This is a genomic window from Mucilaginibacter sp., from assembly GCF_041660805.1.
Lineage (GTDB): Bacteria > Bacteroidota > Bacteroidia > Sphingobacteriales > Sphingobacteriaceae > Mucilaginibacter.
On sequence record NZ_JBAZVP010000011.1, the window covers coordinates 116,675 to 142,374 of the forward strand.

At 41.2% G+C, this 25,700-nt stretch carries 25 protein-coding genes; 15 read left to right on the top strand and 10 right to left on the bottom strand.

Annotated features, from left to right (window positions below; genetic code table 11):
• Together glyA and WC743_RS15395 are read right to left on the bottom strand one after the other, a co-directional pair.
• Complete coding sequence (gene glyA / locus WC743_RS15390) at positions 1-1,287, bottom strand: serine hydroxymethyltransferase (RefSeq protein WP_373013192.1); 1,287 nt, start codon at positions 1,285-1,287, stop codon at positions 1-3.
• 121 nt (positions 1,288-1,408) lie between these two features.
• Positions 1,409-2,185, bottom strand: coding sequence for a ScpA family protein (locus tag WC743_RS15395; protein WP_373013194.1), 777 nt, complete (start codon positions 2,183-2,185; stop codon positions 1,409-1,411).
• Positions 2,186-2,286: 101 nt separating this feature from the next.
• Here WC743_RS15395 and dxs point away from each other — a divergent pair, with 101 nt between their 5' ends.
• Positions 2,287-4,215 (top strand): 1-deoxy-D-xylulose-5-phosphate synthase, encoded by a 1,929-nt coding sequence (dxs, locus tag WC743_RS15400; RefSeq protein ID WP_373013196.1) that lies wholly within the window; start codon positions 2,287-2,289, stop codon positions 4,213-4,215.
• Between the two features lie 85 nt (positions 4,216-4,300).
• On the opposite strand, the gene WC743_RS15405 is transcribed toward dxs, so the two are convergent.
• Both WC743_RS15405 and WC743_RS15410 read right to left on the bottom strand, forming a co-directional pair.
• Entirely contained in the window at positions 4,301-7,108 is a 2,808-nt protein-coding gene (locus tag WC743_RS15405; RefSeq protein ID WP_373013198.1) for a hypothetical protein, read from the bottom strand.
• Positions 7,109-7,258: 150 nt separating this feature from the next.
• Positions 7,259-8,836: a M20/M25/M40 family metallo-hydrolase gene (locus WC743_RS15410; RefSeq protein WP_373013199.1), complete on the bottom strand. Its 1,578-nt coding sequence runs from the start codon at positions 8,834-8,836 to the stop codon at positions 7,259-7,261.
• A 113-nt stretch (positions 8,837-8,949) separates the two neighbouring features.
• Here WC743_RS15410 and WC743_RS15415 point away from each other — a divergent pair, with 113 nt between their 5' ends.
• The 3 genes from WC743_RS15415 to WC743_RS15425 are packed head-to-tail and all read left to right on the top strand — an operon-like array spanning position 8,950 to position 9,978.
• The gene (locus tag WC743_RS15415; protein WP_373013201.1) at positions 8,950-9,162 is read left to right on the top strand and encodes a hypothetical protein; all 213 of its coding nucleotides are present in this window, start codon (positions 8,950-8,952) and stop codon (positions 9,160-9,162) included.
• On the top strand, positions 9,155-9,610 hold the full coding sequence (locus WC743_RS15420) for a DUF6036 family nucleotidyltransferase (protein ID WP_373013203.1): 456 nt from the start codon (positions 9,155-9,157) through the stop codon (positions 9,608-9,610). The genes WC743_RS15415 and WC743_RS15420 overlap by 8 nt, the downstream gene beginning before the upstream one ends.
• 2 nt (positions 9,611-9,612) lie before the next feature.
• The gene (locus WC743_RS15425) at positions 9,613-9,978 is read left to right on the top strand and encodes a bleomycin resistance protein (RefSeq protein WP_373013205.1); all 366 of its coding nucleotides are present in this window, start codon (positions 9,613-9,615) and stop codon (positions 9,976-9,978) included.
• A 76-nt stretch (positions 9,979-10,054) separates the two neighbouring features.
• Here WC743_RS15425 and WC743_RS15430 read toward each other — a convergent pair whose 3' ends face one another.
• From WC743_RS15430 to WC743_RS15440, 3 genes are all read right to left on the bottom strand, one after another.
• Positions 10,055-10,633, bottom strand: a complete 579-nt coding sequence (locus tag WC743_RS15430; protein WP_373013207.1) for a hypothetical protein — start codon at positions 10,631-10,633, stop codon at positions 10,055-10,057.
• Positions 10,634-10,902: 269 nt separating this feature from the next.
• Entirely contained in the window at positions 10,903-11,595 is a 693-nt protein-coding gene (locus WC743_RS15435) for a response regulator transcription factor (RefSeq protein WP_373013209.1), read from the bottom strand.
• Positions 11,596-11,725: 130 nt separating this feature from the next.
• Positions 11,726-13,543: a sensor histidine kinase gene (locus WC743_RS15440; RefSeq protein ID WP_373013211.1), complete on the bottom strand. Its 1,818-nt coding sequence runs from the start codon at positions 13,541-13,543 to the stop codon at positions 11,726-11,728.
• A gap of 136 nt (positions 13,544-13,679) precedes the next feature.
• On the opposite strand from WC743_RS15440, the gene WC743_RS15445 reads away from it, so the two are divergent.
• Positions 13,680-14,591 carry a T9SS type A sorting domain-containing protein gene (locus WC743_RS15445; protein ID WP_373013213.1) on the top strand — a complete coding sequence of 304 codons (912 nt, stop codon included), beginning with the start codon at positions 13,680-13,682 and terminating at the stop codon, positions 14,589-14,591.
• Positions 14,592-14,723: 132 nt separating this feature from the next.
• Here WC743_RS15445 and WC743_RS15450 read toward each other — a convergent pair whose 3' ends face one another.
• A complete protein-coding gene (locus WC743_RS15450) occupies positions 14,724-15,086 on the bottom strand; it encodes a DUF3127 domain-containing protein (RefSeq protein ID WP_373013215.1) in 363 nt (120 codons plus the stop codon).
• A gap of 82 nt (positions 15,087-15,168) precedes the next feature.
• On the opposite strand from WC743_RS15450, the gene WC743_RS15455 reads away from it, so the two are divergent.
• The 10 genes from WC743_RS15455 (at position 15,169) to WC743_RS15500 (ending at position 23,595) form a co-directional block, all read left to right on the top strand.
• Positions 15,169-16,347, top strand: coding sequence for a class I SAM-dependent RNA methyltransferase (locus tag WC743_RS15455; protein ID WP_373013217.1), 1,179 nt, complete (start codon positions 15,169-15,171; stop codon positions 16,345-16,347).
• Positions 16,344-16,838 (top strand): hypothetical protein, encoded by a 495-nt coding sequence (locus tag WC743_RS15460; RefSeq protein ID WP_373013219.1) that lies wholly within the window; start codon positions 16,344-16,346, stop codon positions 16,836-16,838. The genes WC743_RS15455 and WC743_RS15460 overlap by 4 nt, the downstream gene beginning before the upstream one ends.
• Before the next feature lie 213 nt (positions 16,839-17,051).
• Entirely contained in the window at positions 17,052-17,291 is a 240-nt protein-coding gene (locus WC743_RS15465; protein ID WP_373013221.1) for a helix-turn-helix domain-containing protein, read from the top strand.
• A 43-nt stretch (positions 17,292-17,334) separates the two neighbouring features.
• Entirely contained in the window at positions 17,335-17,988 is a 654-nt protein-coding gene (locus WC743_RS15470; protein WP_373013223.1) for an HD domain-containing protein, read from the top strand.
• A gap of 49 nt (positions 17,989-18,037) precedes the next feature.
• Positions 18,038-19,348 (top strand): carbohydrate porin, encoded by a 1,311-nt coding sequence (locus tag WC743_RS15475; RefSeq protein ID WP_373013225.1) that lies wholly within the window; start codon positions 18,038-18,040, stop codon positions 19,346-19,348.
• 70 nt (positions 19,349-19,418) lie between these two features.
• Complete coding sequence (locus WC743_RS15480; protein ID WP_373013227.1) at positions 19,419-19,952, top strand: YceI family protein; 534 nt, start codon at positions 19,419-19,421, stop codon at positions 19,950-19,952.
• A 96-nt stretch (positions 19,953-20,048) separates the two neighbouring features.
• On the top strand, positions 20,049-21,113 hold the full coding sequence (locus tag WC743_RS15485; protein ID WP_373013229.1) for a sensor histidine kinase: 1,065 nt from the start codon (positions 20,049-20,051) through the stop codon (positions 21,111-21,113).
• 48 nt (positions 21,114-21,161) lie between these two features.
• Positions 21,162-21,812, top strand: a complete 651-nt coding sequence (locus tag WC743_RS15490) for a DUF47 domain-containing protein (RefSeq protein WP_373013231.1) — start codon at positions 21,162-21,164, stop codon at positions 21,810-21,812.
• Between the two features lie 24 nt (positions 21,813-21,836).
• Complete coding sequence (locus tag WC743_RS15495) at positions 21,837-22,844, top strand: anion permease (RefSeq protein WP_373013233.1); 1,008 nt, start codon at positions 21,837-21,839, stop codon at positions 22,842-22,844.
• A 28-nt stretch (positions 22,845-22,872) separates the two neighbouring features.
• Positions 22,873-23,595 carry a DUF4197 domain-containing protein gene (locus tag WC743_RS15500; protein ID WP_373013235.1) on the top strand — a complete coding sequence of 241 codons (723 nt, stop codon included), beginning with the start codon at positions 22,873-22,875 and terminating at the stop codon, positions 23,593-23,595.
• Between the two features lie 239 nt (positions 23,596-23,834).
• Here WC743_RS15500 and WC743_RS15505 read toward each other — a convergent pair whose 3' ends face one another.
• Both WC743_RS15505 and WC743_RS15510 read right to left on the bottom strand, forming a co-directional pair.
• Positions 23,835-25,124 carry a carboxypeptidase-like regulatory domain-containing protein gene (locus WC743_RS15505; protein WP_373013237.1) on the bottom strand — a complete coding sequence of 430 codons (1,290 nt, stop codon included), beginning with the start codon at positions 25,122-25,124 and terminating at the stop codon, positions 23,835-23,837.
• Positions 25,114-25,686: an RNA polymerase sigma factor gene (locus WC743_RS15510; protein WP_373013239.1), complete on the bottom strand. Its 573-nt coding sequence runs from the start codon at positions 25,684-25,686 to the stop codon at positions 25,114-25,116. The genes WC743_RS15505 and WC743_RS15510 overlap by 11 nt, the downstream gene beginning before the upstream one ends.
• Positions 25,687-25,700 lie beyond the last annotated feature (14 nt).

The window sequence follows — 25,700 nt, forward strand, 5'->3', positions numbered from 1 at the left end:
TTAATCTAAATGTTTATCCCTGTATAGCGGATAATCATACATCAACTTGTGTATCCTTTTACGTATCTTCTTTAATGATGTTTCGTTTTCGGGATCAATTAAAACCGCGTCAATTAACTCAACAATAGTATCCATATGCTTTTCTTTTAAACCGCGGGTAGTGATGGCAGCAGTACCAACCCTTATCCCCGAAGTAACAAATGGCGATTTATCGTCATAAGGGACCATGTTTTTGTTAACCGTGATATCAGCAATAACCAAAGCGTTCTCGGCAGCTTTACCTGTAATGTTTTTATTACGCAGGTCTATTAATATCAAATGGTTATCAGTACCGCCTGATACAATGTTATAACCACGGCTAATAAACGCTTCTGCCATTGCAGCGGCATTCAGCTTAACCTGCAAAATGTATTTCATGTAGCTATCAGACAAGGCTTCGCCAAAAGCTATCGCTTTTGCCGCAATAATATGCTCTAACGGGCCACCTTGTGTACCGGGGAACACAGCCATATCTAATAAAGCCGACATCATTTTTATTTCGCCCTTAGGCGTTTTTAAACCAAACGGGTTCTCAAAATCTTTCCCTAACAAAATAAGGCCGCCACGCGGGCCGCGCAATGTTTTATGGGTTGTAGTAGTAACAATATGGCAATGTGGTAGTGGGTCTGTTAACAAACCGCGGGCAATTAAACCTGCCGGGTGAGAAATATCTGCTAATACCAATGCGCCAACTTTATCGGCAACACGGCGAATGAATTCATAATCCCAATCACGTGAATAAGCTGATGCCCCGCAGATGATCAGTTTTGGGTTTTGCTCAAGGGCAACTCTTTCAAGCTGCTCATAATCAATTAAACCGGTTTCTCTTACAACACCGTAAAAATGCGGCTCATATAGTTTACCTGAAAAGTTAACCGGCGAACCATGTGTAAGGTGCCCGCCATGCGATAGATCAAACCCTAATATTTTATCGCCGGGTTGTAAGCAGGCCAGCATTACTGCCGCGTTTGCCTGTGCGCCCGAGTGTGGCTGCACGTTTGCCCATTCGGCATTAAAAAGCTGTTTGGCACGCTCAATTGCGATGGTTTCAATTTCATCAACTACTTCGCAACCACCGTAATAACGCTTGCCGGGCAAGCCTTCGGCGTATTTGTTGGTTGCAACTGAACCTGCCGCCTCCATAACCTGCTTGCTAACAAAGTTTTCAGATGCAATTAGCTCTATGCCTTCTTCCTGGCGTTGCTGCTCTTCATCTAACAGCTTGAATATTAGTTTATCTCTTTTCATTGTTGTATGTAAAACGCCGCTAATTTAGATATTAGATACGAGATGTGAGATATGAGATCGAAAAACGCTACTTGTTTTATAGTGTAAATAGCTTCTGGCCTTATATCTCACCTCTAAATTCTCAAATCTTTTCTTTTGACGCTATCCAAAAATTATTAAAGCCCAGGCCTATAGTTATATCTATTAACTCCTGCTGCAGCATCTCCAATACGGCCAAAAAATTATACACAAAGTGCACCTTGTTTTCTGAATTGCCGGCAATGTTCTTAAAATCGAGCTTACTGTTTATCTGCAGCAGATCGTTAATGGCTGCTTTTTGCTTTTCAATGGTATAAGGGTATTGTGTTACCGTATGCGTTACTTCTTCGGTACGGGTTAAAAACTGGCGCATAACCTTATTATACACCATCATTAGCTTATACAGGTTTATCTCGGAGAGCTCCTCGCCTGGTACAACTACTTTTTCTACCTGCTCCAGGTCGGTTTTTATATTACCGCGTTTTTCCTGTTTAAAGCGTTCATCCTCATAAGGGCGCAGATCTTCACACAATTCCTTGAATTTTTTATACTCTATAAGCTTGCGGATCAACCCTTCTTTGGTATCCAGTTCATTTTCATCTTCGTCACCGGTATTGTATCGCGGCAGCAGCATTTTAGCTTTTATGCGCATAAGGGTTGCTGCCACAAATATGAATTCGCTGGCCAACTCCATATTCAGCACTGTCATCTGGTGAATGTAATTCAGAAAATCGTTTGTGATGCGGGCAATGGGTATATCATGAATATCAAGTTCATCGCGCTCTATAAAAAAAAGCAACAGATCAAACGGCCCTTCAAACTGTGGTAACCTTATGGCGAAAGCATCATCGGTCATATCCAAAATTACGGCTAAATTCACTTAAAAAAAATATCTATTGTTAATTACAAAACAATATTTACCTTTAATATATTCCATTAAATAGCTTAGTTTTGTAAGTTAAAATACTCTAAAGAAAATAAATGCAGGTACCCGCCGGTGATCTATTAAAGCACATTAACTATCCCTCTGATTTAAAGAAACTTAAAGAAGATGAGCTTGAACAGGTATGCAAAGAATTACGCCAGTATATTATTGATGTAGTATCAGTAAATGGCGGCCATTTTGCAGCAAGCCTGGGCGTTGTAGAGCTTACTGTTGCTTTACAATATGTATTAAATACCCCTTATGACCAGTTAGTATGGGACGTTGGCCACCAGGCTTACGGCCATAAAATACTAACCGGCCGCCGCGATGAGTTCCACACCAACCGGTTGCACGGAGGTATAAGTGGTTTCCCAAAACGCTCTGAAAGCATCTATGATACTTTTGGCGTAGGGCACTCTTCTACCTCAATATCGGCCGCTTTAGGTATGGCTGTCGCATCACAATATAAGGGCGAAACAGACAGGCAGCACGTTGCCGTTATTGGTGACGGTTCTATGACGGCCGGGATGGCTTTTGAAGCGCTGAACCATGCAGGCATTGAAAATTCAAACCTGCTGGTGATACTGAATGATAATAATATGGCCATTGACCCTAACGTTGGGGCCTTAAAGGAATATTTAACAGATATTACTACCTCAAAGCCTTATAACAGGTTTAGGGATGATATTGCAGGTGTGCTTACCAAGCTTTCTTCTATTGGCCCTGATGCTTTTAAAATGGCGCAGAAGATTGAGAAAAGCATAAAAGGCACACTGCTAAAAAGAAGCAACTTTTTTGAAGCGCTTAAATTCAGGTACTTTGGCCCGGTTGACGGGCATGATGTTAAGCACCTGGTTAAGCTGATCCGCGATTTGCGTGACATCCCCGGGCCAAAGCTTTTGCATTGTGTTACCATAAAAGGTAAAGGCTATTCACTTGCAGAAAAGGACCAAACCAAGTGGCATGCCCCCGGCTTATTTGACAAAATAACCGGCGAGATCAAAAAAACCAAACATGATAAGCCACAGCCGCCTAAATATCAGGATGTTTTTGGCCATACTATAATTGAACTTGCCGAGGTAAATCCTAAAATAATGGGCATTACCCCGGCCATGCCATCAGGCTGCTCATTAAACCTGATGATGAAGGCTATGCCAAACCGCGCGTTTGACGTAGGTATTGCCGAGCAGCACGCGGTAACATTTAGCGCAGGTATGGCTACACAGGGCTTAATACCCTTTTGTAACATATACTCCAGTTTTATGCAGCGGGCGTATGACCAGGTGATACATGATGTGGCCATACAAAAACTAAATGTTGTTTTTTGTTTAGACAGAGCTGGCATTGCCGGCGCCGATGGGCCAACACACCACGGTGCCTATGACCTGGCCTATATGCGCTGTATCCCTAACATGACGGTATCGGCACCAATGAACGAGGAAGAATTACGCAACCTGATGTATACTGCCCAGCAGGACAACATGGGCCCGTTTGTAATACGCTACCCCCGTGGTAATGGTGTTATGGTAGATTGGCAGCGCCCAATGAAAGCCATACCTGTTGGTAAAGGCCGCAAGATTTGCGATGGCGAGGAAGTGGCTATATTATCTATTGGCACTATTGGCAATGAGGTAATCAAAGCAACCGCCGAGCTAAATACCGAGGGCTTTTATCCTGCACATTACGACCTTCGTTTTGTAAAACCGCTTGATGAAGCATTGTTGCATGAGGTTTTCCAAAAATTCAGCAATGTAATAACTGTTGAAGACGGCTGCCTTGAAGGTGGTATGGGAACTGCAGTTTTAGAATTTATGGCCGATAATAAATACCAGGCCAACGTTACCCGCCTGGGCATACCAGACCATGTTATTGAGCACGGCGAACAACCCGAGCTGTGGGCAGAGTGCGGCTACGATGCTAAAGGAATTGCCACAACAGTTAAGGATTTAGATATTAAATGCAATAAACATACTATAGCCTCATAGAGGCTTAGGTCGATATTATGCTAAAAAACCCTTTCTGCGCAGTACGCAGAAAGGGTTTTGTTTTTTAAGTCTTTTTTGGAGCCTATTATTTTTTTACGATGATAGCCCCTCTTTTGGCACCTACACTGCCCCCCAAATCTGCACCTTCTATTATAAAAGTATACTTACCGGGGTTATCGGCGGTATAAAAGCTGATAGTTGCTTTACCATCTTTATCAGTAATGATGTTTGGTTCCCAATGTATGGTTGAGCGGATATCCGTCATATCAGGTGTACTGTTAGCCGAATATTTAGGGGCATAAAATAGTTTAGGCACAGTAAAAGGCATTGGCCTGTAAACGTAGGTGCCCACGGCTTTTTTAACAAACGGCCCATGCCCGCTGCGGGTGGTTACTTCAATAAATGCATGATCTGAGGGATTTGCCATTGGGTCGAGAAAACGGGTTGTATAGTACATCGCGTTTCTTGTGGTCGTCATAACTTCTATTCCCTTAATTTCTTCGGCGTCGTAATAATCAAAATACTGTTTAAAATACTCATATAACGATATCCCCTCCGGGCGGAAAAATTCCGTATCCAGGCCATCTATAATAAGGTGCACTGCCAAAAAGCCAACATGATAATACAACTGTCCCGTTTTATCAGCTCTATAGCCAAATCCTTTAACCCTCTTTTCGAGCAGATCACCGAGTGTGGCCCTGCCTGCTTTTTGAAGTTCCTCTTCATCAATAACTACATCGGCCTCTCCGGGTCCGTTCAGGTTTTTAGAACCCTTAACAATCCTTTTACTTTTAATAACCACCTCCTTAAGTACACGCCCGGTTGTAATTTTTTCCAGGTTCTCTTTTAGTACTGCCTGTTTTTTTAAAGTAATTAATTTATTAGTATCAATATTCAAATACCAGGGCGTTACGCGCTCATTGGCAACAGTAAATACCGGTGGCTTAAATTCATCCATCTCAATACCCACATTAAAGCTTTTACCTTTTTTATTTTTGGCCTGTACGAAATACACCGCTGTATCTGCCGGGAAAATCCCTTTAAACGTAAAAGCCCCCTGCTCATTAGTTAAGGTATCGGTTACCAGCATGGGTTTTCTTGAAAAGATAGTTACTCCCGATTTTGGCACAGGCTTATTAAAAGCATTAGTAACACGGCCTTTTATTAAATACTCACGCTCGGCAGCATAGGTGGCGGGTTTTGCCGGAGAAAAGGCATCATCCCAGTTGTAGCCCACCCATCCCTGCGCTAATAACAGCTGATCCAGATCTTGCCACTTCTTGTCAGTAGCCGTACTGTGATAGTAATAGCCAGGATCTTCCACAATGCCCTTTAAATCGGCAGTTAGCAGCATATGGGTAACAATTGAGCTGCTGGCCATGCTATCGGCTTTAACCTGCCCGTCATCGGTTACAGCAAGCGAGAAACTGCCTTGTACCGGTGCCCCGTTTGCATCTGCTACAGTAACATTCAATGCAACGTTTTCCCTTTGCTTATATTCTGCCTTATCACTAATAACCTGTATCTTCAGATCGTCCTCATGGTCAATATAGATCATACGTTCGTTAAGCGCCTTTTTATCGGCCCCAATCAGCGTAAAACGCACGATTCCGCTGGGAAATACTTTTTTGCTGATCACAAACCTGGAAACTCCTTTGTTAAAGTGGACCAATGCCCCGTAACAAACCATACCACGCGAATGCCCCATTAAATAATACCCCGAACCCGGAACTGCAATATCCGGAGTGGCATTAATTGTTACTTCAAGAGAATCGCTTTTAAACGGATTGTTAACTTTTAGGGTAATGCCCGATCCTTTGACCAGGGGTAACGGAAAGGTTTTAAATGACCCATCCGGAAGCTTTATTTTAGCCGAATACACCTCGCCTGCCCGCGGCAGCATATTAAACGTACCAATACCTTTATGTGTTGAATTGAATTCAGCCACCTCCTGCTGTTTGCTGTTGTAAACCTTCCCGGCCACATTAGCGCCATACCCATCTTCATTAATGGCCTTGAAAGCTATGTAGGCAGGCAGGCCTGCAACAAGGCTGCCGCCTTCGGGCATAAATTGCAGATCGACGTGCTCAGGGCGATTGAGGATCAAAGGCATTAATAATTTCCTGTTACCCTCGCCTTTACGAATATCCTGTACGCTTAGTGACAATTTTTTAAAGTTGGCCTTTTCAGGCAGATCAAAGTTTACAGCTACCACTCCATCCATATCTGTATCTATATTACTTTTTAGCCAGGTTCTATTTCCGTCTGTAAGCCTTAGCTGCATTTCGCGCAGGGCAACAGGGACCATATCAAACCGGTTAAACCGCAAATTGAGTTGTACTTTGTCTTTACCCTCATTCTTTACAGTACGGGCATTGTAATTTATCAGCCAGTCGTTATTAGTGGCGTTACCTATGTAAAAATGTTTTTTAAATATATAATTCTCACCAAAGTTGCGCATCCAGTTGGTATACGCTCTTAATATATATCCTCCCTGGGGCATATCCCTGTCATCAAGTGTTATGTTACCAAATGTTATACCGTGGTAAACAGGCAGCATTGTCCGCTTCATAACCCTGTTGCTGTCATTGGCTATTTCAATATATAAAATACCACTTTTTTCAGCAGCATTCAGATAGGGTGTTTCAAGTAAATAGGCTTTAAATCTGAGCGTATCCCCGGCTGTATAGGCAGGCTTATCGGTTTGCACGTACAATTTTTCAATTGCCTGCTTGGCATTAAAAGTATTTGCGGTTGAAATTATTTGTTTGATAGCTGCCCTGGGTAATTCTTGTGCCAGTGCAGTGGCTATCGCGACGCTCCATAATAACACAATGCTTGTTAAATACCTGAATAACTTAATATTGCTGTATTGAAAACTAAATGTTACCATGGGTAGTGATGAGTTTTAAACCACTTTAAATAAAGGTAGTAGTATCAGGCGCATTAAACAAAGTCTTTCCCACAAAAAAAGCGATTGGCATGTGCCAATCGCTTTTTCTTCAAAATCCAACAATCTAAAACTGTCAATCTCTGGTATTAGTTACCTTGCTGGTGTTGCCGGCGGCGGCGTAGGCAATGGTTTACGAGGGATCATTTCCTGGCGCTCTGATGTGTTGTAAACAAACGATGCAATAATTGTAGCTGCTTGTTTAAGGTCATCTTCGCTCAGGCGGTCATATGTATCCTGGTTGCTGTGGTGGGTACGGGTATTATAGTCCATACCATCCTGTATAAACTGGAAGCCCGGTATGCCTACCGCATCAAACGACTGGTGATCTGTACCACCTGTGTTGCTGATGGTTACTGCACCTGCGCCCAGGTCTTTAAATGGCGCTAACCATGCCTTAAATAGTGGCCCGGCTGCAGAATCTCCCTGTAAATAAATACCGCGGATTTTTCCTGTACCGTTATCTAAATTATAATAAGCATCTAATTTAGCCTGCTCAGGTTTTAACTGCATGGTACGTGGGTCGCCAAAATGCGCTGCTACGTAACCACGTGAACCAAATAAGCCCTGTTCTTCGCTGCTCCATAAAGCAATGCGGATAGTGCGTTTTGGTTTAAAGCCTGTTGCTTTTAAAATACGCATAGCCTCCATCATTACCGCGCTACCTGCAGCATTATCTGTTGCGCCGGTTGCACCGTGCCATGAATCAAGGTGGCCGCCTATCATAATTACCTGGTCCTTTAATTTTTTATCAGTACCCGGTATTTCGGCCACTACGTTATAACCCTGCAGATCAGAAGTAAAGAACTCGGTTTTAATGTCTGCTTCCATTGTTACCTTTTGGCCGCCTTTAATTAATCTTAAAATGCGCAGGTAATCTTCGCCGCTGGTTTCCAGCTCTGGCGCTACTGTTTTTGCAGTATCAGCATATGATGCACCGTTTGTGGTGAACACAGTACCATCAGTACCACGTCCCTGGCTTAATACTAAGCCAACTTTTTCTTCCAATAAAAATTTGTTAATAACAGTACGCATAGCCATTGCTTTTCTGCGGGCTGCAAACTGAGGGCTGTTAGCATCAAAAGCCCTGCGCTGGGCACCGCCACGTGGTGCAGCTGTCGCGGCTTCCATTTTATCTAATTCTTCATCAGTATAACGGGCAGCATCGGCTTTAAATGTTCTGCTTAAGCTGGCCTGGGTATCAAATATTACTATTTTACCTTGCAGCTTTCCTTTGTACTGAGCCAGATCTGTAGTGGTATCTGCCTTAACCAATACCACGTCTCCTTTAATTAGTCCGTTAGTACCCGGTGTCCAGGCTTTAGGGATAGCTATAATGGCATGGTAGTAAGGTACTGTAACGGCGGCATAGTTTTTTTGAACTTCCCAACCTTTACCAAATTTACCCCAGGGCTCCAGTTTTGAATTTACTAGTCCCCATGATTTTAGTTGGCCAACAGCCCAGTCCTGTGCACGTTTCAAGCCCGGAGAACCGGACAAACGCGGACCAGCAACATCGGTTAAGTAGAAAGCGGTTTCCATCACTTTGGAGTGGTTTAACCCTTCCTCACGAATTTTTTGCACTGCAGCCTGGTCAACAGTTTCCTGCGCAAAAGCAGTACCTGCTATACCTGTAAGTGCTAAACAGGTGTAAAGTAGTTTTAATTTCATATCAGTTAGTTAGTTTAATCAATAACAAACTTATCTAAATTATCTATCATTACTTTAGGCCGGATTTAACAAAGTTGTTACAAGTAATATATATTTTGAGGTATATTTGAATTATGAGCGAATACCGTTTAGATAGAACTGCTTTTAAAGCCCAAACGGCTAAAGAAGCATCAAACCATACGGCCTATTATAAAACTTTAACCTGGCAGGAGAGGCTTAAAGTTGCTAATTACCTAAATAGCATCGCCTATAATTATCCGGAGAACGCCCCGCCAAAAATGGATCGTACCGTATTTAGCTGCAGAAGCCGGAATAATAATGGGTGATATTTTTAAAGAAGATTTCAGAGATTTTATAAATGCGTTAAACATTAATAATGTTCGATATATACTGGTTGGTGGCTATTCGGTAATATTACATGGCCATCCCAGAACCACAGGTGATATGGATATCTGGGTGGACCGAACATCAGAAAACTATAAAAGAATAAGCAGTGCATTTTTATTTTTTGGGATGCCTGTTTTTGACATGACCGAATATCGTTTTTTGAATGATTTTAATATCGACGTGTTTACCTTTGGCAGGCCGCCTACAGCAATAGATGTTATGGTAAATGTGTTAGGCCTGAATTTTGACGAGTGTTTTGGTAAAGCCGTTTATTTTGAGGAAGATGGCTTACAAATAAGGACAATTCATATCAACGATCTTATAAGTGCAAAAAAGGCGTCCGGGCGATCAAAGGACCTGGATGATTTAGAAAACCTAAACGGATAACCATGTTGCAAAAAGCTGTACCTATGTTAGCCTCTTTAAACGAAGAGCTGACTGTTAAGTTCTACACAGAAAAGCTGGGCTTTACCTTCCATTCCAGTTGGGATGGATACCTCATTTTTAGCCGGGATAACATCAGCATACATCATTGGCCCTGCAAGGACCCGGAGATCCCTAAAGCTACAGGCTGTTATATAAACGTTACCGAAGTTGATAAACTATATGCAGAACTAAAAGCTAAAGGCATAATACATCCAAATGGCGATTTGAAGGATATGCCCTGGAAAATGAGGCAATTCAGCATTTTAGATAATGATGGTAATATTATCCATTTTGGGGAAGATATTTCAGGGGAAGAAAATGAAGACTGATCGCAGACAAGCCTGCATCTATATTTAATGTAAGTAGCTGATCTCTTTAAACTGATCAGCTACTTAACATTTCGGGCTACCTTATATCACTTTTCACCTTAGCAGCAGTACTTTGGCCAGGCAGATAGATCTGGAAGCCGAAAGATAAATTAAGGTTATTTTGATAACCCTGGCTGCCAAAGCCGGCTAAGCCATTATATTTTAATAAAGCCTCCAGCCCTATGCTGGGAGTTACAAAGTAAGCGAAACCCGGCCCTACGCTAAAGTTTAAGCCGTTTGTGTTGCCGCCGCCATCACTTACATTTACACCACCTATACCCAATGTTGCTTCGCCAAAGAGCCTTCCGTGGCGTAATATTTCTACATCAGACCCTGTATAATAGCGGCCTAAACCTCCCACTCCATAACTTACAGTGGTGCTTGAATTTTTTGCTGTTTGTATCCCTAAATTTGCATACGCGCCCAATGCAACATTATCTACTATAAACCATGCGGCTTTAGGGGTGATATCAAGGCTAAATATGTGCGGGTCATTTAAGCCCAGATTAATATTTGAAAGATTTCCTCCAACAAGTACATTGCCCTGCTGGATCTGTGCATTTGCCAATTGCCAGGTTGCAAAAATGCTAATGAATAAAAAAGTAAATTTTTTCATAGTGATTTTTTTTGATTGTGAATTATTTTTCCGAATTCAATCAATCACCATGCCAATACTTTTTTACCCTTCGTTAATTATCATAATAATAATGAAATTAATTTAAATTAAAATTACAGTATTTTACTTTAACAATTATTTCCATTGAAAAGACAAATACTCTTATGGCATCAAAATATAGCGAAAAGCAATGTTGCGAAAGCTATTGAAACCAAACAGCAAAATTGCCATCAGATCTTTTTCTATGGCAGCATTAGCTTCTATGGGAGTTAATTAATCAGCAGCTTATAGCCCCTGCCATGCACGTTAATGATCTCAACAGATGGGTCATCCTTTAGATATTTACGGATCTTACTTAAAAAAACATCCATACTGCGCCCGTTAAAGTAGTTGTCATCATGCCAAATGTTTAATAAGGCTTCTTCGCGGGTAAGTACTTCGTTCTTTTTCAGGCATAGCAGGCGCAGCAGTTCCGCTTCCTTAGTTGATAGCTTTTGGAGTAGTGTACCCTGACTAATTATTTGTGAGGTATAATCAAAATTATAACTGCCCAATTTAAATTGCGAAGGATTATCGTCGCCTTTCTTATCAGGGTTATCTGTTCTCTTTAATAACGCGTTTATCCGCAGTAGCAATTCTTCAATGCGGAATGGCTTGGTAATATAGTCATCGCCGCCTAAATTAAAAGCCTGGGTCTTATCTTCTATCATTGACTTTGCAGTAGCGAAGATAATAGGCACGCGGGGGTTTATTTTTCTTACTTCTTTACCCAATGTAAAACCATCTTTTTTGGGCATCATCACGTCAAGTATCAGCAGGTCAAATATTTGTTTGGTAAAAGCACGCAGGCCTTCCTCTCCATCTTTGCATAAAACCACATCAAACTTGCCTTTTAACTGCAGGTAGTCCTGTAATAGCAAGCCAAGGTTCGGGTCATCTTCAACGAGTAATATTTTTTTCATGATGTGTTTAGTCCGAAATCCCGGTAAGGCCGGAAGTTCGATGGTTTTATGGTTTATATTATTCGAAAGCTAAATATAAGATCAGTTCTCCGGCTCCGGGACTTATTCGACTCCGGGAACCATCAACTTGTTACGCAACCGGAAACTTTAACTCGAATTCCGATCCTTTTTCCTTTTCTGATTTCACGCTGATGGTGCCGTCCAAACGCTTTACAATAGTATTTACATAACTTAAGCCCAGGCCAAAACCCTTAACATCATGCAGGTTACCGGTTGGTATGCGATAAAACTGTTCAAATATTTTAGCCTGTTGGTCGCGGTTCATCCCTATGCCCTTGTCGGCAACTTTAATACAAACGTGTCCATTCCTGTTTATTGTGCTGATGGTAATATCGGGCGCATCATTACTGTATTTTATGGCGTTATCAATAAGGTTATACAGTACATTACTAAAATGCAGCTCATCGCCAATTATTACGGACTGCTCCGCATCCAGGTACAGCGTGGTAACCGCGTTGCATTTTTGCAGCTTCAGGTTCATGCTATCCAGCACAATGGTAATCATTTCGTTTACATCAACAGGTTTCTTCTCCAGTTTAAAATCGTCTTTCTCTATCCGGGCAATGTTCAGCACTCGCTCAATATGGCTGCCTAAGCGAACGTTCTCCTCGTAAATAACATTGGCAAGGCGGGCTACCCGTGTTGTATCCCCGGCAATTTCCTGATCCTTTAAAGCCTCACTGGCTATCATGATGGTTGATACCGGAGTTTTAAACTCATGAGTCATGTTATTGATGAAATCGATCTTCATTTCAGAGATCTTCTTTTGCTTCAAGATGGAAAAAATGGTGTACCCAAAGCAAGATATCAGTACAAATAACAGGCCGCCGGTGGTACCAATAGTAGCTGTCATGTTTCCTAATATAAAGGAGCTCTTTTGCGGGAACGAGATCTTGATAATGCCGGGATCATTAACCAGCTCGTTATTAAAAATGGCCTTCTGGTAAGTATTTGCAGCACTAAAATCTGGCTTGCGGCCAGTCATATCCATTGCACTTGAGAATATTAACGAATCGTTGTTAACGGTAGACACCTCGTAGCTAAAGGGTGAAGATATCCCACGGTTATGCAGCTCGAACCGGAGTAACGAATCTATCCAGTAACTGTTCAGGCGCTTCTTTAACGGTTCACTTGTTTTGCCGTATTCAATAGCAAGGTTCTCTAATATGCTCGATTTCTTTTTATCCTGCGGTACATTCTCCAAAGAATCTACCTCAAGTATTTTCTTTATCTGCTTCAGCTGCCGCTCTTTTTGCAGCTTTAATTGCTGCTGCTGCCAGGCCGGGTTAATATTTATCTCAGATATCAGCTGCTTACCAAACTGCGGATCGATATAGGTATACCTGATAGTATCATATTTAGATAGCTTCTTTTTTACAGGCAGAGGCGGTGTTTTTACAATCTCAGGTATAAAACGGCCATGTACATCGCCAAATTCATCAGTAAATTCCTCTATCCGGATACGCAGGTTAAGCGAGCCCTTTTTGGCTAAAGCAGCCTGTTCATCATCAAGCTTTTTATGCATTATCATGCGCTTTAAGCTATCGCGAAGTATGGCCAGCTTACGCTCGCGTTTGGTTTGGCGTTTTTTGGAAATTATTGAATCATCAAAGCTGGTAGCGGTACCGTTAATACTTATCCGCGTTTTTCTTTCAATATTACCATTACTCTGGAAGGTGAACTTTTTAGATTTTGCGTTTAAAAAGTTAATGGCATCTTGCTTGGTTACTTTGGTTACAACCGCATTTAATGCTTCGTTAACCGTATTGCTAAACAAATCAGACTGCATTAAGTACGACTGGCGCAAAAAGTATAATTGCATAATTACAACGCCCAAAAGCGCAAACCCCATTAGGCCAATTAAAATACCGATACTCTTTTTCTTCATGCAGTCACAAAAATATTTTAATTTAAACTTATTACCCCTGCATTTAACAATTTTTAACAATTCAGAAAGCTACATTTAACAACTTGATTAATAACCGTTTCCTAAATTTGTAGCTGTAAACTTAAATTATCATAAAATGAAAAAGCTTTTATTAAAACCCAGCCTTGAAGTGGTGTTTTCCATTAGCCTAATGGCTATATTAGGATTACCGCCTTTGGTAATGGCTCAAACACAAAAAGATTTTGAAATAAAAATAGTAAATGGCGATACAACTGTTAACGGAAAGAACATTAAAAAGCTGAACGAACAGGAGCGAAAGGATGCCATGGCCGAGCTGGGCAACATGCGCGGCACATTTGAAATAGAAACCAATGGCGATGCACAAAGCAATATCACCATTAAAAGAAACAACAAGCGTAATGGCAAAACAAATGTAATTGTTGAAAGGAGGATAAAAAAGGGCGACCAGCTTACTCCTGAATTTTTTGAAATGAACCCGGGGGATAGCTCCAGCAAAAAATTCAATCTTAAATTAAACAGATTAAAAAAGATAGACACGTCTTTCGCCTTTAACTATCAGCTTGATGATGAACACCCCGTTAAAGTTGAAATGAACAGGGATTTTAGGTTTGACGGATCAAACATCCGCCCAATGAGGATGAGGTTCAATAATCGCAACACACAAAATTTCAACTATGTAAATACAGATAACGACGGGATAAGCACCCGCATCAGTTTCAGGGTAACTGATGCCATGAATAATAAAGTAAAGGCAAGTGGCGGAACAGATAAAACCTACCTAACCCTCAACGACCTTAACCTTAGCCCGGAATTTTCAACCGGAAAGATCATGCTGAGCTTTAATCTGCCTGCTAAATCACCGGCTGATGTTAAACTGACCGACAGCCAGGGTAAAATATTATTTACAGATAAAGCGGTTGCCGGTAGTTTCAGCAAAAAAGTGAGCCTGCCGCTTAATGGTGTCTATTATTTGAATGTTAAACAAGGCACTGCTTCGGTAACAAAGAAAATAGTTAAGGAAGATTAATTTGCAGTAGGCAGTTTGCGGTTTGCAAAAAACCGGCTAATCCCTCTACAAAAAAGAAGGCCTTTCAACATGAAAGGCCTTCTTTTTTGTATGTGTAAACTGCAAACTGCCTACTGGCAACTGCTAATTGAATTAAAACGGCAAATCGTCATCATCTGGTGTTGAACTGATATCAGCCGGTGCTGCGTATTCAGGGGCAGAAGCTGCGCCTGCAGCACCAAGGGCGTTAACTTTCCATAATTGCAGAGAGTTAAAATAGGTTTTTTTACCTGTTTTATCAGTCCACGGGCGGCCTCTTAAATTAAAGAAAACCTCTATGTCGTCGCCAACTTTAACATTATCAAGCAGATTGCAACGATCTTGTATCGCTTCAAACTTCAAATACTCCGGATACTGAGGGTTCTCAATATATTCAAGTATTAATTCTCTCTTTTTTAATGACTCGGTAACCTGTTGTGTTGCCGATACTTCATATACCTTACCTTTAACTTCCATAGCTTCAGAAATATTTAAAATGTAAAGTTAATAGTATCAATTTAAAATGGGCGCATTTAATTCATAAATTCGCAGAAATATTATGCAAGTTTTCCACACCGAGAGTAAAATCATCATTACCTGCAATAAAAGGCTTTCGCCTTACCTGCAACAAGAAGTTGAAGCATTGGGCTTTAAACCAACACGCGTTTTCCAAACGGGGGTTGAATTGGTAGGTACCATTACCGATACCATAGCATTAAACCTTAACCTGCGCTGCGCAAGCCAGGTGCTTTATTTGCTAAAAAGCTTTGACGCCGAAAACCCAAATGAACTTTATGACCAATTGGTACAGATAGAATGGGAGCAGCTGATAGATTTCTCCGGATATTTCTCGGTAACCTCTAATGTGAATAACGAGCATATATTAACCCCATTATTTGCAAATGTTAAGGTTAAAGATGCTATTGTAGACAGGATAAAAGCGCAAAAAGGTATCAGGCCTAATTCTGGTGCGGAAGCTAATAAGGCGGTGATCCGCCTTTACTGGCAGGATGAAAAGGCCGATATTTTTATTGATACATCCGGCGAAACACTGGCAAAACACAGCTACCGTAAAATACCGGGCAAAGCCCCAATGCTGGAGGCTTTGGCAACATCAACCATAATGGCTACCCAGTGGGACAGGAACAGTACTTTCATAAACCCCATGTGCGGATCTGGCACCCTTGCTATTGAAGCAGCGCTGCTGGCTACCGATAAACACCCCGGCCTGTTTAGAATGAACTATGGCTTTATGCATATTATGGGTTATGATGAGCAGGTATTTTTTGTTGAACGCCGTAAATTAAAAGATAAAGCCAAAAAAGCGGTCGACTTTAAAATTATAGCAACAGATATATCTGAAGATGCTGTTGATATTGCCCGTAAAAATGCAAATACAGCCGGTGTAGAACATTTAATAGATTTTTACGTTTGTGATTTTGCGGATACAGAAGTGCCTGCCGAGCCGGGCATTGTAATGTTTAACCCCGAATATGGTGAACGTTTAGGCGTGCATACCAAATTGGAAATAACTTACGCGCGCATTGGCGATTATTTAAAGAAACAATGCCTGGGTTATAGGGGATATGTTTTTACCGGCAACCCCGACCTGGCAAAGAAAATAGGCTTGCGCCCGTCACGCAGAATTGAATTTTATAATGGCAAATTAGATTGCCGCTTATTTGAATACGAATTATACGAAGGTACTAAACGCGAACCCAGAGAAATAGAAAAATGAAAAAACTGATCATAATTGCCCAGTTACTAACCTCAACTGTTTATTGTAAAGCCCAACAAGATCTGGCGTTCCCGTTTCAGGGTGGCGGCCCAATCATGACCAGGTTTTTTAAGGATAGCCTATTGGTTAGTCCGGATATTATTGAGAAAAAGGCTACAGGTATGGCGGTATTTAAATTTACAGCTGATGTTAGCGGTAACATTTCAAAAATTGTGATCTATTATGCTGATGATTACCTGCTTACCCTGCCGGTTATTGAGGCGCTTAAAAAATCAACCAAAAAATGGATCATCCCTAACAAGGAAAAATTCCATGACTTTATAATTCCGGTCTCTATCAACTTTAACAAGCCAACTACCGGTGTAGCCGAGGTTCAAAAAGCTGCTTATGCTTTTTACAAGGCGCGTAAACCAATTGTGGCAAAAGACCAGATCCCTCTGAACGCGGCAACCCTGTTACCCACCGTGGTTGTGCAGTATGATATAAAGTAATTTATATTCTAACATATGGAACTTATACACCATCGCCCGGCTCCAGCCCGGGTGGCCATGTACTATAAGGCTCCTGCCTGCTTCAATGACCATATTTATTATCTGAGTTAAGGCGCTGCATAAAATGCATTTGGCAAAAAAATCGACTTAAAAACAAAAAAATCAAATCCAAAGCCCTATTAATTTCGTTAATGTAATATCAATTTGATATTAATGAAGAATTTGTTGAATCTCAGGATTAAAGCAGTTGCAGCCAACATTCGTAACAAACGTGAGAAATTAAATTACACTCAGGAGTACCTGGCCGTTAAGCTGGGCATTTCTCAGAATGCCTATAGTAAAATAGAATTGGGTTATACTAAAATAACCATAGAACGCCTGTTCCAGATTTCCGAAATATTAGAAACCGACCCGATTGAACTGATCAATACAGAAAAAGCTGAAGCTGCTTAATAATTATTAGCTCGGCTTTGTTTTGTGTAATATATTTGCACCTATGGTAACATTAAGCAATGCAGATATTATTGAGCAAACCGCAAACTTTGTACAAAATACCTTAAAAGATGCAGAAGGAGGCCATGATTGGTGGCATATTCAACGTGTTTGGACCAATGCCAGGCTCATAGCTCAAACAGAAAACTGCGATACCCTTATCGTAGAACTTGCCGCATTGCTCCATGACATTGCCGATAGTAAATTCCATAATGGCGATGAAGAAATAGGCCCCGCCACTGCAGGCAAATTCCTTAAAAGTATCAACATTGAAGAGGACATTATTATACATGTGCAGCAGATCATCAGACATATGTCTTTTAAGGCAAGCTTTGATAAAGTAACCTTCCACTCAAAAGAATTAGCCATTGTACAGGATGCCGACCGGTTGGATGCTATTGGCGCCATTGGTATTGCACGTGCATTTACTTACGGGGGTTTTAAAGACCGGGAAATTTACAATCCCAACATCCCTCCTAATTTAAATATGACTAAGGAGGAGTATAAAAATACCTCGGCACCAACCATTAACCATTTTTACGAAAAACTACTATTGCTTAAAGATAAAATGAATACAACTACCGGTAAAAAGCTGGCGCAGCAAAGGCACAGCTTTATGGAAAGCTACCTTGAACAGTTTTATTCAGAAGTGCAATAATTCAAATTTTTCCTACGTTTCCTCAAGTAACCCCCAAGCCCCTTATAACATGAATAAACGTTTATTTTCATTTGCCTTACTAATAGGTTTTACAAAAATTGCCACCGCGCAGGATACACTAAAACAACAACGCTTTAATTTTCATTTCCAGCAAACAGTAATTACCCAATTTAAACCCGCCTTTAGCGCCAATTATACCGGCGACAACAGTTTACAAACAGCCAAAGAAACCCAAACATCATTAACCACCACTTTTTTTGGCGGCGCCCGTTTATGGAAAGGCGCTTCGGCCTTTTTTAACCCGGAAATGTCTGGCGGTGCGGGTTTAAGCAAAACATTAGGCATAGCCGGTTTCCCAAATGGCGAAACCTTTAGAGTTGGCGGTGCCGAACCTAAAATTTATATAGCCCGCCTGTACTTTACCCAAAATTTTGAATGGGGTAATGATAAAGACACCCTTAGTGACGATGCTAACCAACTGGCCGGCCTGGCGAGTAAACGCTACTTAAGGTTCACGGTTGGTAAATTTGGCATGGCCGATTTTTTTGACGGGAACGAATTTAGTCATGACGCGCGTTCGCAGTTCATGAACTGGTCGCTGATGGATAATGCCGCATGGGATTATCCTGCCAATACCCGTGGTTATGTAATGGGCGCTATGGCAGAACTTGGCCAGCCGGATTGGGCTTTGCGGTTTGCTGCTACCATGACAACAACATCTGCAAACGGCGCTATCTGGGATGAGCGCATTACGCATGCCAATACCCTAACGCTTGAATATGAAAAACGCTTTACCCTTAACGGCCAAAAAGGAACGGTAAGGGTTTTAGGGTTTAGCAATAACGGTAAAATGGGTAATTATAATCAGGCAATTGCTTTAAACCCTGTTGCCCCGGTGGTAGATACCAACCTGGTTTATGGTAAGCATAAATACGGCTTTGCTATAAGTGCCGACCAATATCTCTCAAAAAACTTTGGCGTATTTGCTAAAGTAAGTTACAATGATGGCCATACCCAAACCTGGGCATTTACCGAAATTGACCGTTCATTAAGCCTGGGTGCCGTACTCAAAGGCGGTGAATGGAAACGTGACGATGACGAACTGGGACTGGCATTTGTGGCTAATGGTATCTCCGGCCCTCACCGCGATTACCTGGCTGCGGGCGGGTATGGCTTTATAATTGGCGATGGCAAACTAAACTATTCGCATGAGCTGATTGCGGAGCTCTATTATAAAGTAAATGCCTATCAGAAAAAGCTGTGGCTTACGCCCGATTATCAGTTTATAGCCAATCCGGCGTACAATAAAGATCGCGGCCCGGTTAATGTATTTTCATTAAGGGCGCATGTGGAGTTTTAGGGTTCATAGTAACAATGTAAAAATCCATCAATATTAAACCCTCTGTATTAAATAAAGTCATATTTGAAATATGAAAAAAATCTGCATAGCACTACTGATACTCATAGCAAGTAATACTGCCTTCGCGCAGTTAAAAAATAATATTACCAAATCAAAAATCACTTTTGAGATAAAGAATCTTGGTATAAAAACCGGTGGAAGTATTGGCAGCATGCAGGCCGACGTGAATTTTGATCCGGCTAAGTTAGATGTAAGCAAGATTGAAGCCGTGGCCGATATTACAACCATCAATACTGATAATAATACGCGTGACGGGCATTTAAAGGGTGAGGATTATTTTGATGTGGCCAAATACCCTAAGATCACCATGTCGTCAGTTTCGTTTAAGAAAAAAGGCGGCAATGATTATGTTGGCCAGTTTAACATCACCATAAAAGATAAAACCAAACTGGTTGACCTGCCGTTCACTTACACCAATGCAGGCAGCACGGCCCTGTTAAAAGGCAGCTTTAAAATTAACCGCCGCGATTTTGGTATTGGGGGTGGCAGTTTAACCCTTGCCAATGAGGCCACTATTTTTGTTGAAGCCGAAACTACCAGGTAAGCTTGCCATACTATAAAACATAATTTAATAATCATAATATAACATATTAATGCCCATTCAGTTGGGCATTAATTATTTTAAACAGTAAATTAGCGCATGAATTTGCGTGTACTGGTTTTCATTAATTCCGTTGCTGTAGCCATTAGTCTTTCGGCAGTAAACTATTACTTTCAGCACAAGTGGTATGACATGATGATCACTTTTTTAGTGACCCTAATTAGCAGCTACATTGTTTTCTACTACCTGATAGAAAAATACATCTATTCAAAAATAAAACTCATATACAAACTTATACATAACCTTAAGCTGGGCCGTGACCTGCGCGATGCCCTGGGCGAACATGTAAGTGCCGACCCTATAAATGATGTTGAACAGGAAGTTAAAGAATGGGCAAGGCTGAAAAAAATAGAGGTTGACGACCTGAAAAAACAGGAAAAATTTCGCCGCGACTTTTTGTCTAATATATCGCATGAGTTTAAAACCCCTCTGTTTGCTATACAGGGTTATATTGAAGCCTTACAGGACGATGAATTTGAAGACAAGGAACTGGCCAAACAATTTTTAGACAAGGCATCAAAAAACGTTGACAGGCTCAGCTACCTGATACAGGACCTGGACGAGATATCAAAACTGGAGACGGGTGAGATCCCTATTAATTACTCTAAGTTTAAAATAAATGATTTGGTAAAAGAAGTGTTTGAGTCGCTTGAGCTAAAGGCAGAGCAGCACAATATTAAACAGATATTTAAACAAAAATATGATGACGGCATTTTTGTAAATGCCGACAGGGAAAAGATAAGACAGGTATTGGTTAACCTGATAGATAATTCATTTAAATATGGCAATGAAGGCGGCAGCACATCAGTAAGCATATTCACCTTGCATGAACAGGTATTGGTTGAAGTTACTGATGATGGTATTGGCATTGAAGAAAAAAACCTGCCCCGGTTGTTCGAGCGTTTTTTCCGTACGGATACCAGCAGATCCCGCCAAATTGGTGGCTCAGGTTTAGGGCTGGCCATTGTAAAACATATTATAGAGGCCCATCAGCAAACCATTAATGTTCGCAGCACCGAAGGCTTAGGCTCCACCTTTGGGTTCACATTGCAAAAAGCAAAGCAAACTTTACCATTTCCAAACATCCCGGCACTAAAAAGTTAACATTAACTTAACATTGCAAACGTACCTTTACCGAAAATTTCTCACATAATGTCACTTAACAGTATTTTCCAATATTTTGTACCCAAGGACAAAAAAACATTTTTCCCTTTATTTGAACAGGCGGCAAGTAATGTTGTTAGTATGGCCACCATTTTAGTAGAGGCAGTTAACTCGGTTAATCCGGCTACCCGCGAAGAATTGTTCAGGCAGATTGATAAATTGGAAAACAAAGGTGATGAGCTTACCCACCAGATATATTTGGAGCTTGGTAAAAACTTTATTACCCCGTTTGATCGTGAAGACATACACTCATTAGCTACTGCTATTGATGATGTTGCCGATTATATACATGGTGCGGCAAACCGTATGCTGCTTTACAGGATAGACGATTTTAATGAGCATATCCGCAAATTATCTGAACTGATATTACAGGCAGGTACTGATCTGGAGAAAGCAGTAAGAGAGCTGAAGGATTTGCGTAATGTACGTGCCATTGCTGATTCATGCATCAGAATAAACAGCGTGGAAAACCAGGCCGATTATGTTTTTGACCGTGCAGTTGCCGATCTTTTCTTATATGAAACAGATGCCATTCGCCTGATAAAATATAAAGAGATATTAGCAGCATTAGAAACCGCTACAGATATGTGCGAAGATGCAGCTAATGTAATGGAATCAATATTAGTTAAAAACGCCTAACCGCAGAAACTTATCATTTATTAGATGGTTACCACCTTACTTGTTTTTGTAGTTGCCCTGGCACTTATTTTTGATTACACAAACGGCTTTCATGATGCGGCCAACTCCATAGCTACAATAGTATCTACTAAAGTATTAACACCTTTCCAGGCAGTATTAATGGCTGCTATATTTAATTTTGCGGCATACTTTTTTATAAAGGACCATAAAGTTGCCAATACCGTTGCCAAAATAGTTCATGAAGAATTTATAACCCTGCATGTAATACTGGCCGGTTTAATTGCCGCCATTACCTGGAACTTAACAACATGGTGGTTTGGTATCCCTTCCAGCTCATCACACACCTTAATTGGCGGCTTTGCAGGTGCAGGGATTACCAATGCAATTCTTTTAGGTGCCCATGGTTTTAGCGCTGTTAATGCGCATTACATACTTACTATTATCGCTTACATTGTATTGGCGCCATTTATAGGTTTATTTATGGCCTATTTTATAACCATACTAATACTTCACCTTTGCAAAAGGGCCAAGCCTGTATCTGCAGAGCGTTGGTTTAAACGGTTACAATTAGTATCGGCTGCGGCATTGAGCTTTGCACACGGTACAAATGACGCGCAAAAAGTTATGGGTATTTTATATGTGGCCCTGGTTGCATCTAAGATCATTAACAGCGGCGCGCCAATGCCTGAGTGGATCCCGCTGGCTTGTTATTCGGCTATATCATTAGGTACCATGTCTGGCGGTTGGAAGATCGTTAAAACCATGGGATCAAAGATCACCAAGATCACCCCTCTTGAGGGTGTAGCAGCCGAAACTGCCGGTGCTATTACCCTGTTCATTACTGAGCGCTTAGCTATACCTGTTTCAACCACACATACTATCACAGGTTCAATTATTGGTGTAGGGCTTACAAAACGTGTATCGGCAGTACGCTGGGGGGTTACTATTAACCTGGTTTGGGCATGGATAATTACCATCCCTATGTCGGCTTTAATTGCCGGCCTGGTATTTATGCTGGTACGCCACTGGTAATGTTATCTTTGCAGCAAATATTAGCCATATGAAAAAATTCTTATTATTTATTCCGTTCATCTTTCTCATTTTCTCGGGCTGTGATACGCTTAGCCAGGTAGCAAAAACAGCATCGGCACAAACCACGAACCCATCTACATCAGAGATTGGAAATGGCCTGAAACAAGCGCTTGAACTGGGCACAACTAAAAGCTCTGATCAGCTATCAACCGTTAATGGCTTTTTTAGTAATGCGGCAGTAAAAATACTTTTCCCTCCCGAGGCACAAAAAGTTGAGAAAACCTTACGTAGCATAGGCTTAGGCAAACTGGCCGACAATGTGATATTATCACTTAACCGCGCCGCCGAAGATGCCGCAGGTAAAGCAAAACCTATATTTATTAGTGCCATTAAGCAAATGACCCTACAGGATGTTACCAATATCCTTTTGGGCAGCCAGGATGCCGCTACGCAGTATTTTAAACGTACAACAACATCGCAATTAGCAGAAAGCTTTAAACCTGTTGTACAAACCAGCCTTAATAAAGTAGGCGCTACAAAATATTATAGTGACGCTGCTGCTGCATACAATAAAGTGCCTTTTGCAAGCAAAGTAAACCCTGATATAAGCGATTACGTTACTCAAAAAGCAATTAGTGGTTTATTTGTAGAGATAGCCCAGGAAGAACTGAATATCCGCCAGAATTTAGGGGCACGTACCACACCGTTATTGCAAAAAGTATTCTCTTTTTACGATAAGAATAAGAAGTAATTTTATTTAAGATACTATGAATTAAAAAGCGGTGAGCCTAAAGCTCATCGCTTTTTAATTCATACGATAAGGAATAAATTCCGAGAGAATCTCGGAGGAGAAATAACTTATGCCGCCCGCCGTCATGCTGAATTTATTTCAGCATCCCTCCTGCAATTTCGCGAATATACAATCGGTATGTCCTGAGAGATCCCGAAATAAATTCGGGATGACGGTTTGATTAAGCTTAGCTTCAGCCCTTATTTTTGTTTATGAAAATCAACCTTCACCTTAATAACTTCTGATTTGTTATTGGTGTTACCAAACCAACCCGGGCCATTTTTGATCAGGTCAATCGCTTTTTCATCTGCAGATGCATTAAGGCTCTTTAGTATTTTGATCTCACTTATCTGCCCATATTGGTTAATGGTAAACTGAAGTTTTACACTACCCTCCGCGCCATCTGTTATTATGCTATTTGCCTTAAGATACTTTTTGAAACTCCCCCAGCCTTGTTTAGGACGCGCCTTGTATTGGGGTATATCACGGTCGGTGTTATTATAGCCAACTACAACAACTTCGCTCAATGCTTTATCATCAGTGCTTAAAGCGATATTTAAGGAGTCTTTGCCTTTTAAATTTATCTGTTCGGTTTTATAGCCTAAAGACGCTACCGATACTGTTTTATCTTTAGCACCACTTAAAATAAATTTACCGTTCGCATCTGTTTGGGTGGCGGCGGTTGTACCTAATACCCTTATGTTAACACCGGGGATAGGCAAACCATCATTCTTGCCAATAACAACGCCTGATATTACAACAGGGTGCTTAAGCGCATTATAATTAGGGTTTACCTGCACACCTTTAACCTTGCTTTCTAAAGTAACCTGGTATTTTTTACCGGTATCAATAGCTACTTTGGTATCAGCGGTCAGCAATTCTTTGCTTTTTCCCGACATTAAACCAGTCATTACTGTCTCGCTTAAATCAGCAGTATCCTTAACTTCTTTTAACCGATCTGGTGCAGCCGCAATTACTTTACTTTCACTTGCAGGCTCCGCTGTTACCCGGTTACGTTTTAATTTTGGTTTAACAGCCGCAATTGGCCTTGCTTTTTTTGCATCATATAATTCGGGTTGCTTCAACACTAAAGACTCGGGCTCTGATTTTTCTTTTTCAGCGGGCTCTACCGGTAATGGCTCCCGCATTATTGTTTTATCGGCCTGGGCAACTAAAGTTTTTTGTGGTGCCGCATTATATTTGTACCATAGGCCACCCATACCTGCAACAATTAAAATTGATGCCGCTACCCCCCAATACCAAAAAGGAATAATGCGTGCCTCTTTCTTGTTTACCCGTTGCTGTAAACGTTTGTTTAGTTCATTAAGGTTTGCCTGCTGATTTGGCCCGGCCGCTTCAAACCCCTCCAATGCATCCATCAAAAACGGATCGTCCTGTGCTTCGCGCTCCAGGCGGTGCATAGCGGTGCTATCAAGCTCCCCGTTAAGGTACTTCCTTATCTGCGATATGTTTGTCCGTTTATTGTTCACCGTTTCTCTCCAGGCAAATTTTCAGGTTGCGCTTTCCGTTCTGTATATAGCTTTTCACTTCATTAAGCGTAAAGCCGGTTAGTTCAGCTATATCTTTATAACACTTCTCATCAAGGTAAAATAAAGTTACGCTTTGTTTTTGTGCCGGTATTAATTTTTCCATGCAACGTTCAAGTGCCTGCATGGTCTCTTCCCTGCTATCAGTATCAGGATGCAAAATTGGTGTAAATTCCATAAACTCATCCAATACAACTATATCCATTTTCTTGCCAGCGCGTAGCTGCATTAAACAATGGTTGCGGCTAAGCACATATAACCACGCCCTAAACTGTTTAATATCATGCTGCTTAACCTTGGTTACCAGTTCTTCAAATATCCCCATCACGGCATCCTTAGCCAGCTCCTCGTCCTTTAGGTACTTTAGGCATACGCCATAAACAAGGCCCATGTACCGCTCATACAGTTTACCCAGTATGGCCACATCGCCATTTGTACGATAGCTGTTTACCAGCTCATCATCTGCAAGGTCTTCGGGTTTAACTGATCGGGTAAAAAATCTCATTAGGTGCGTACCGC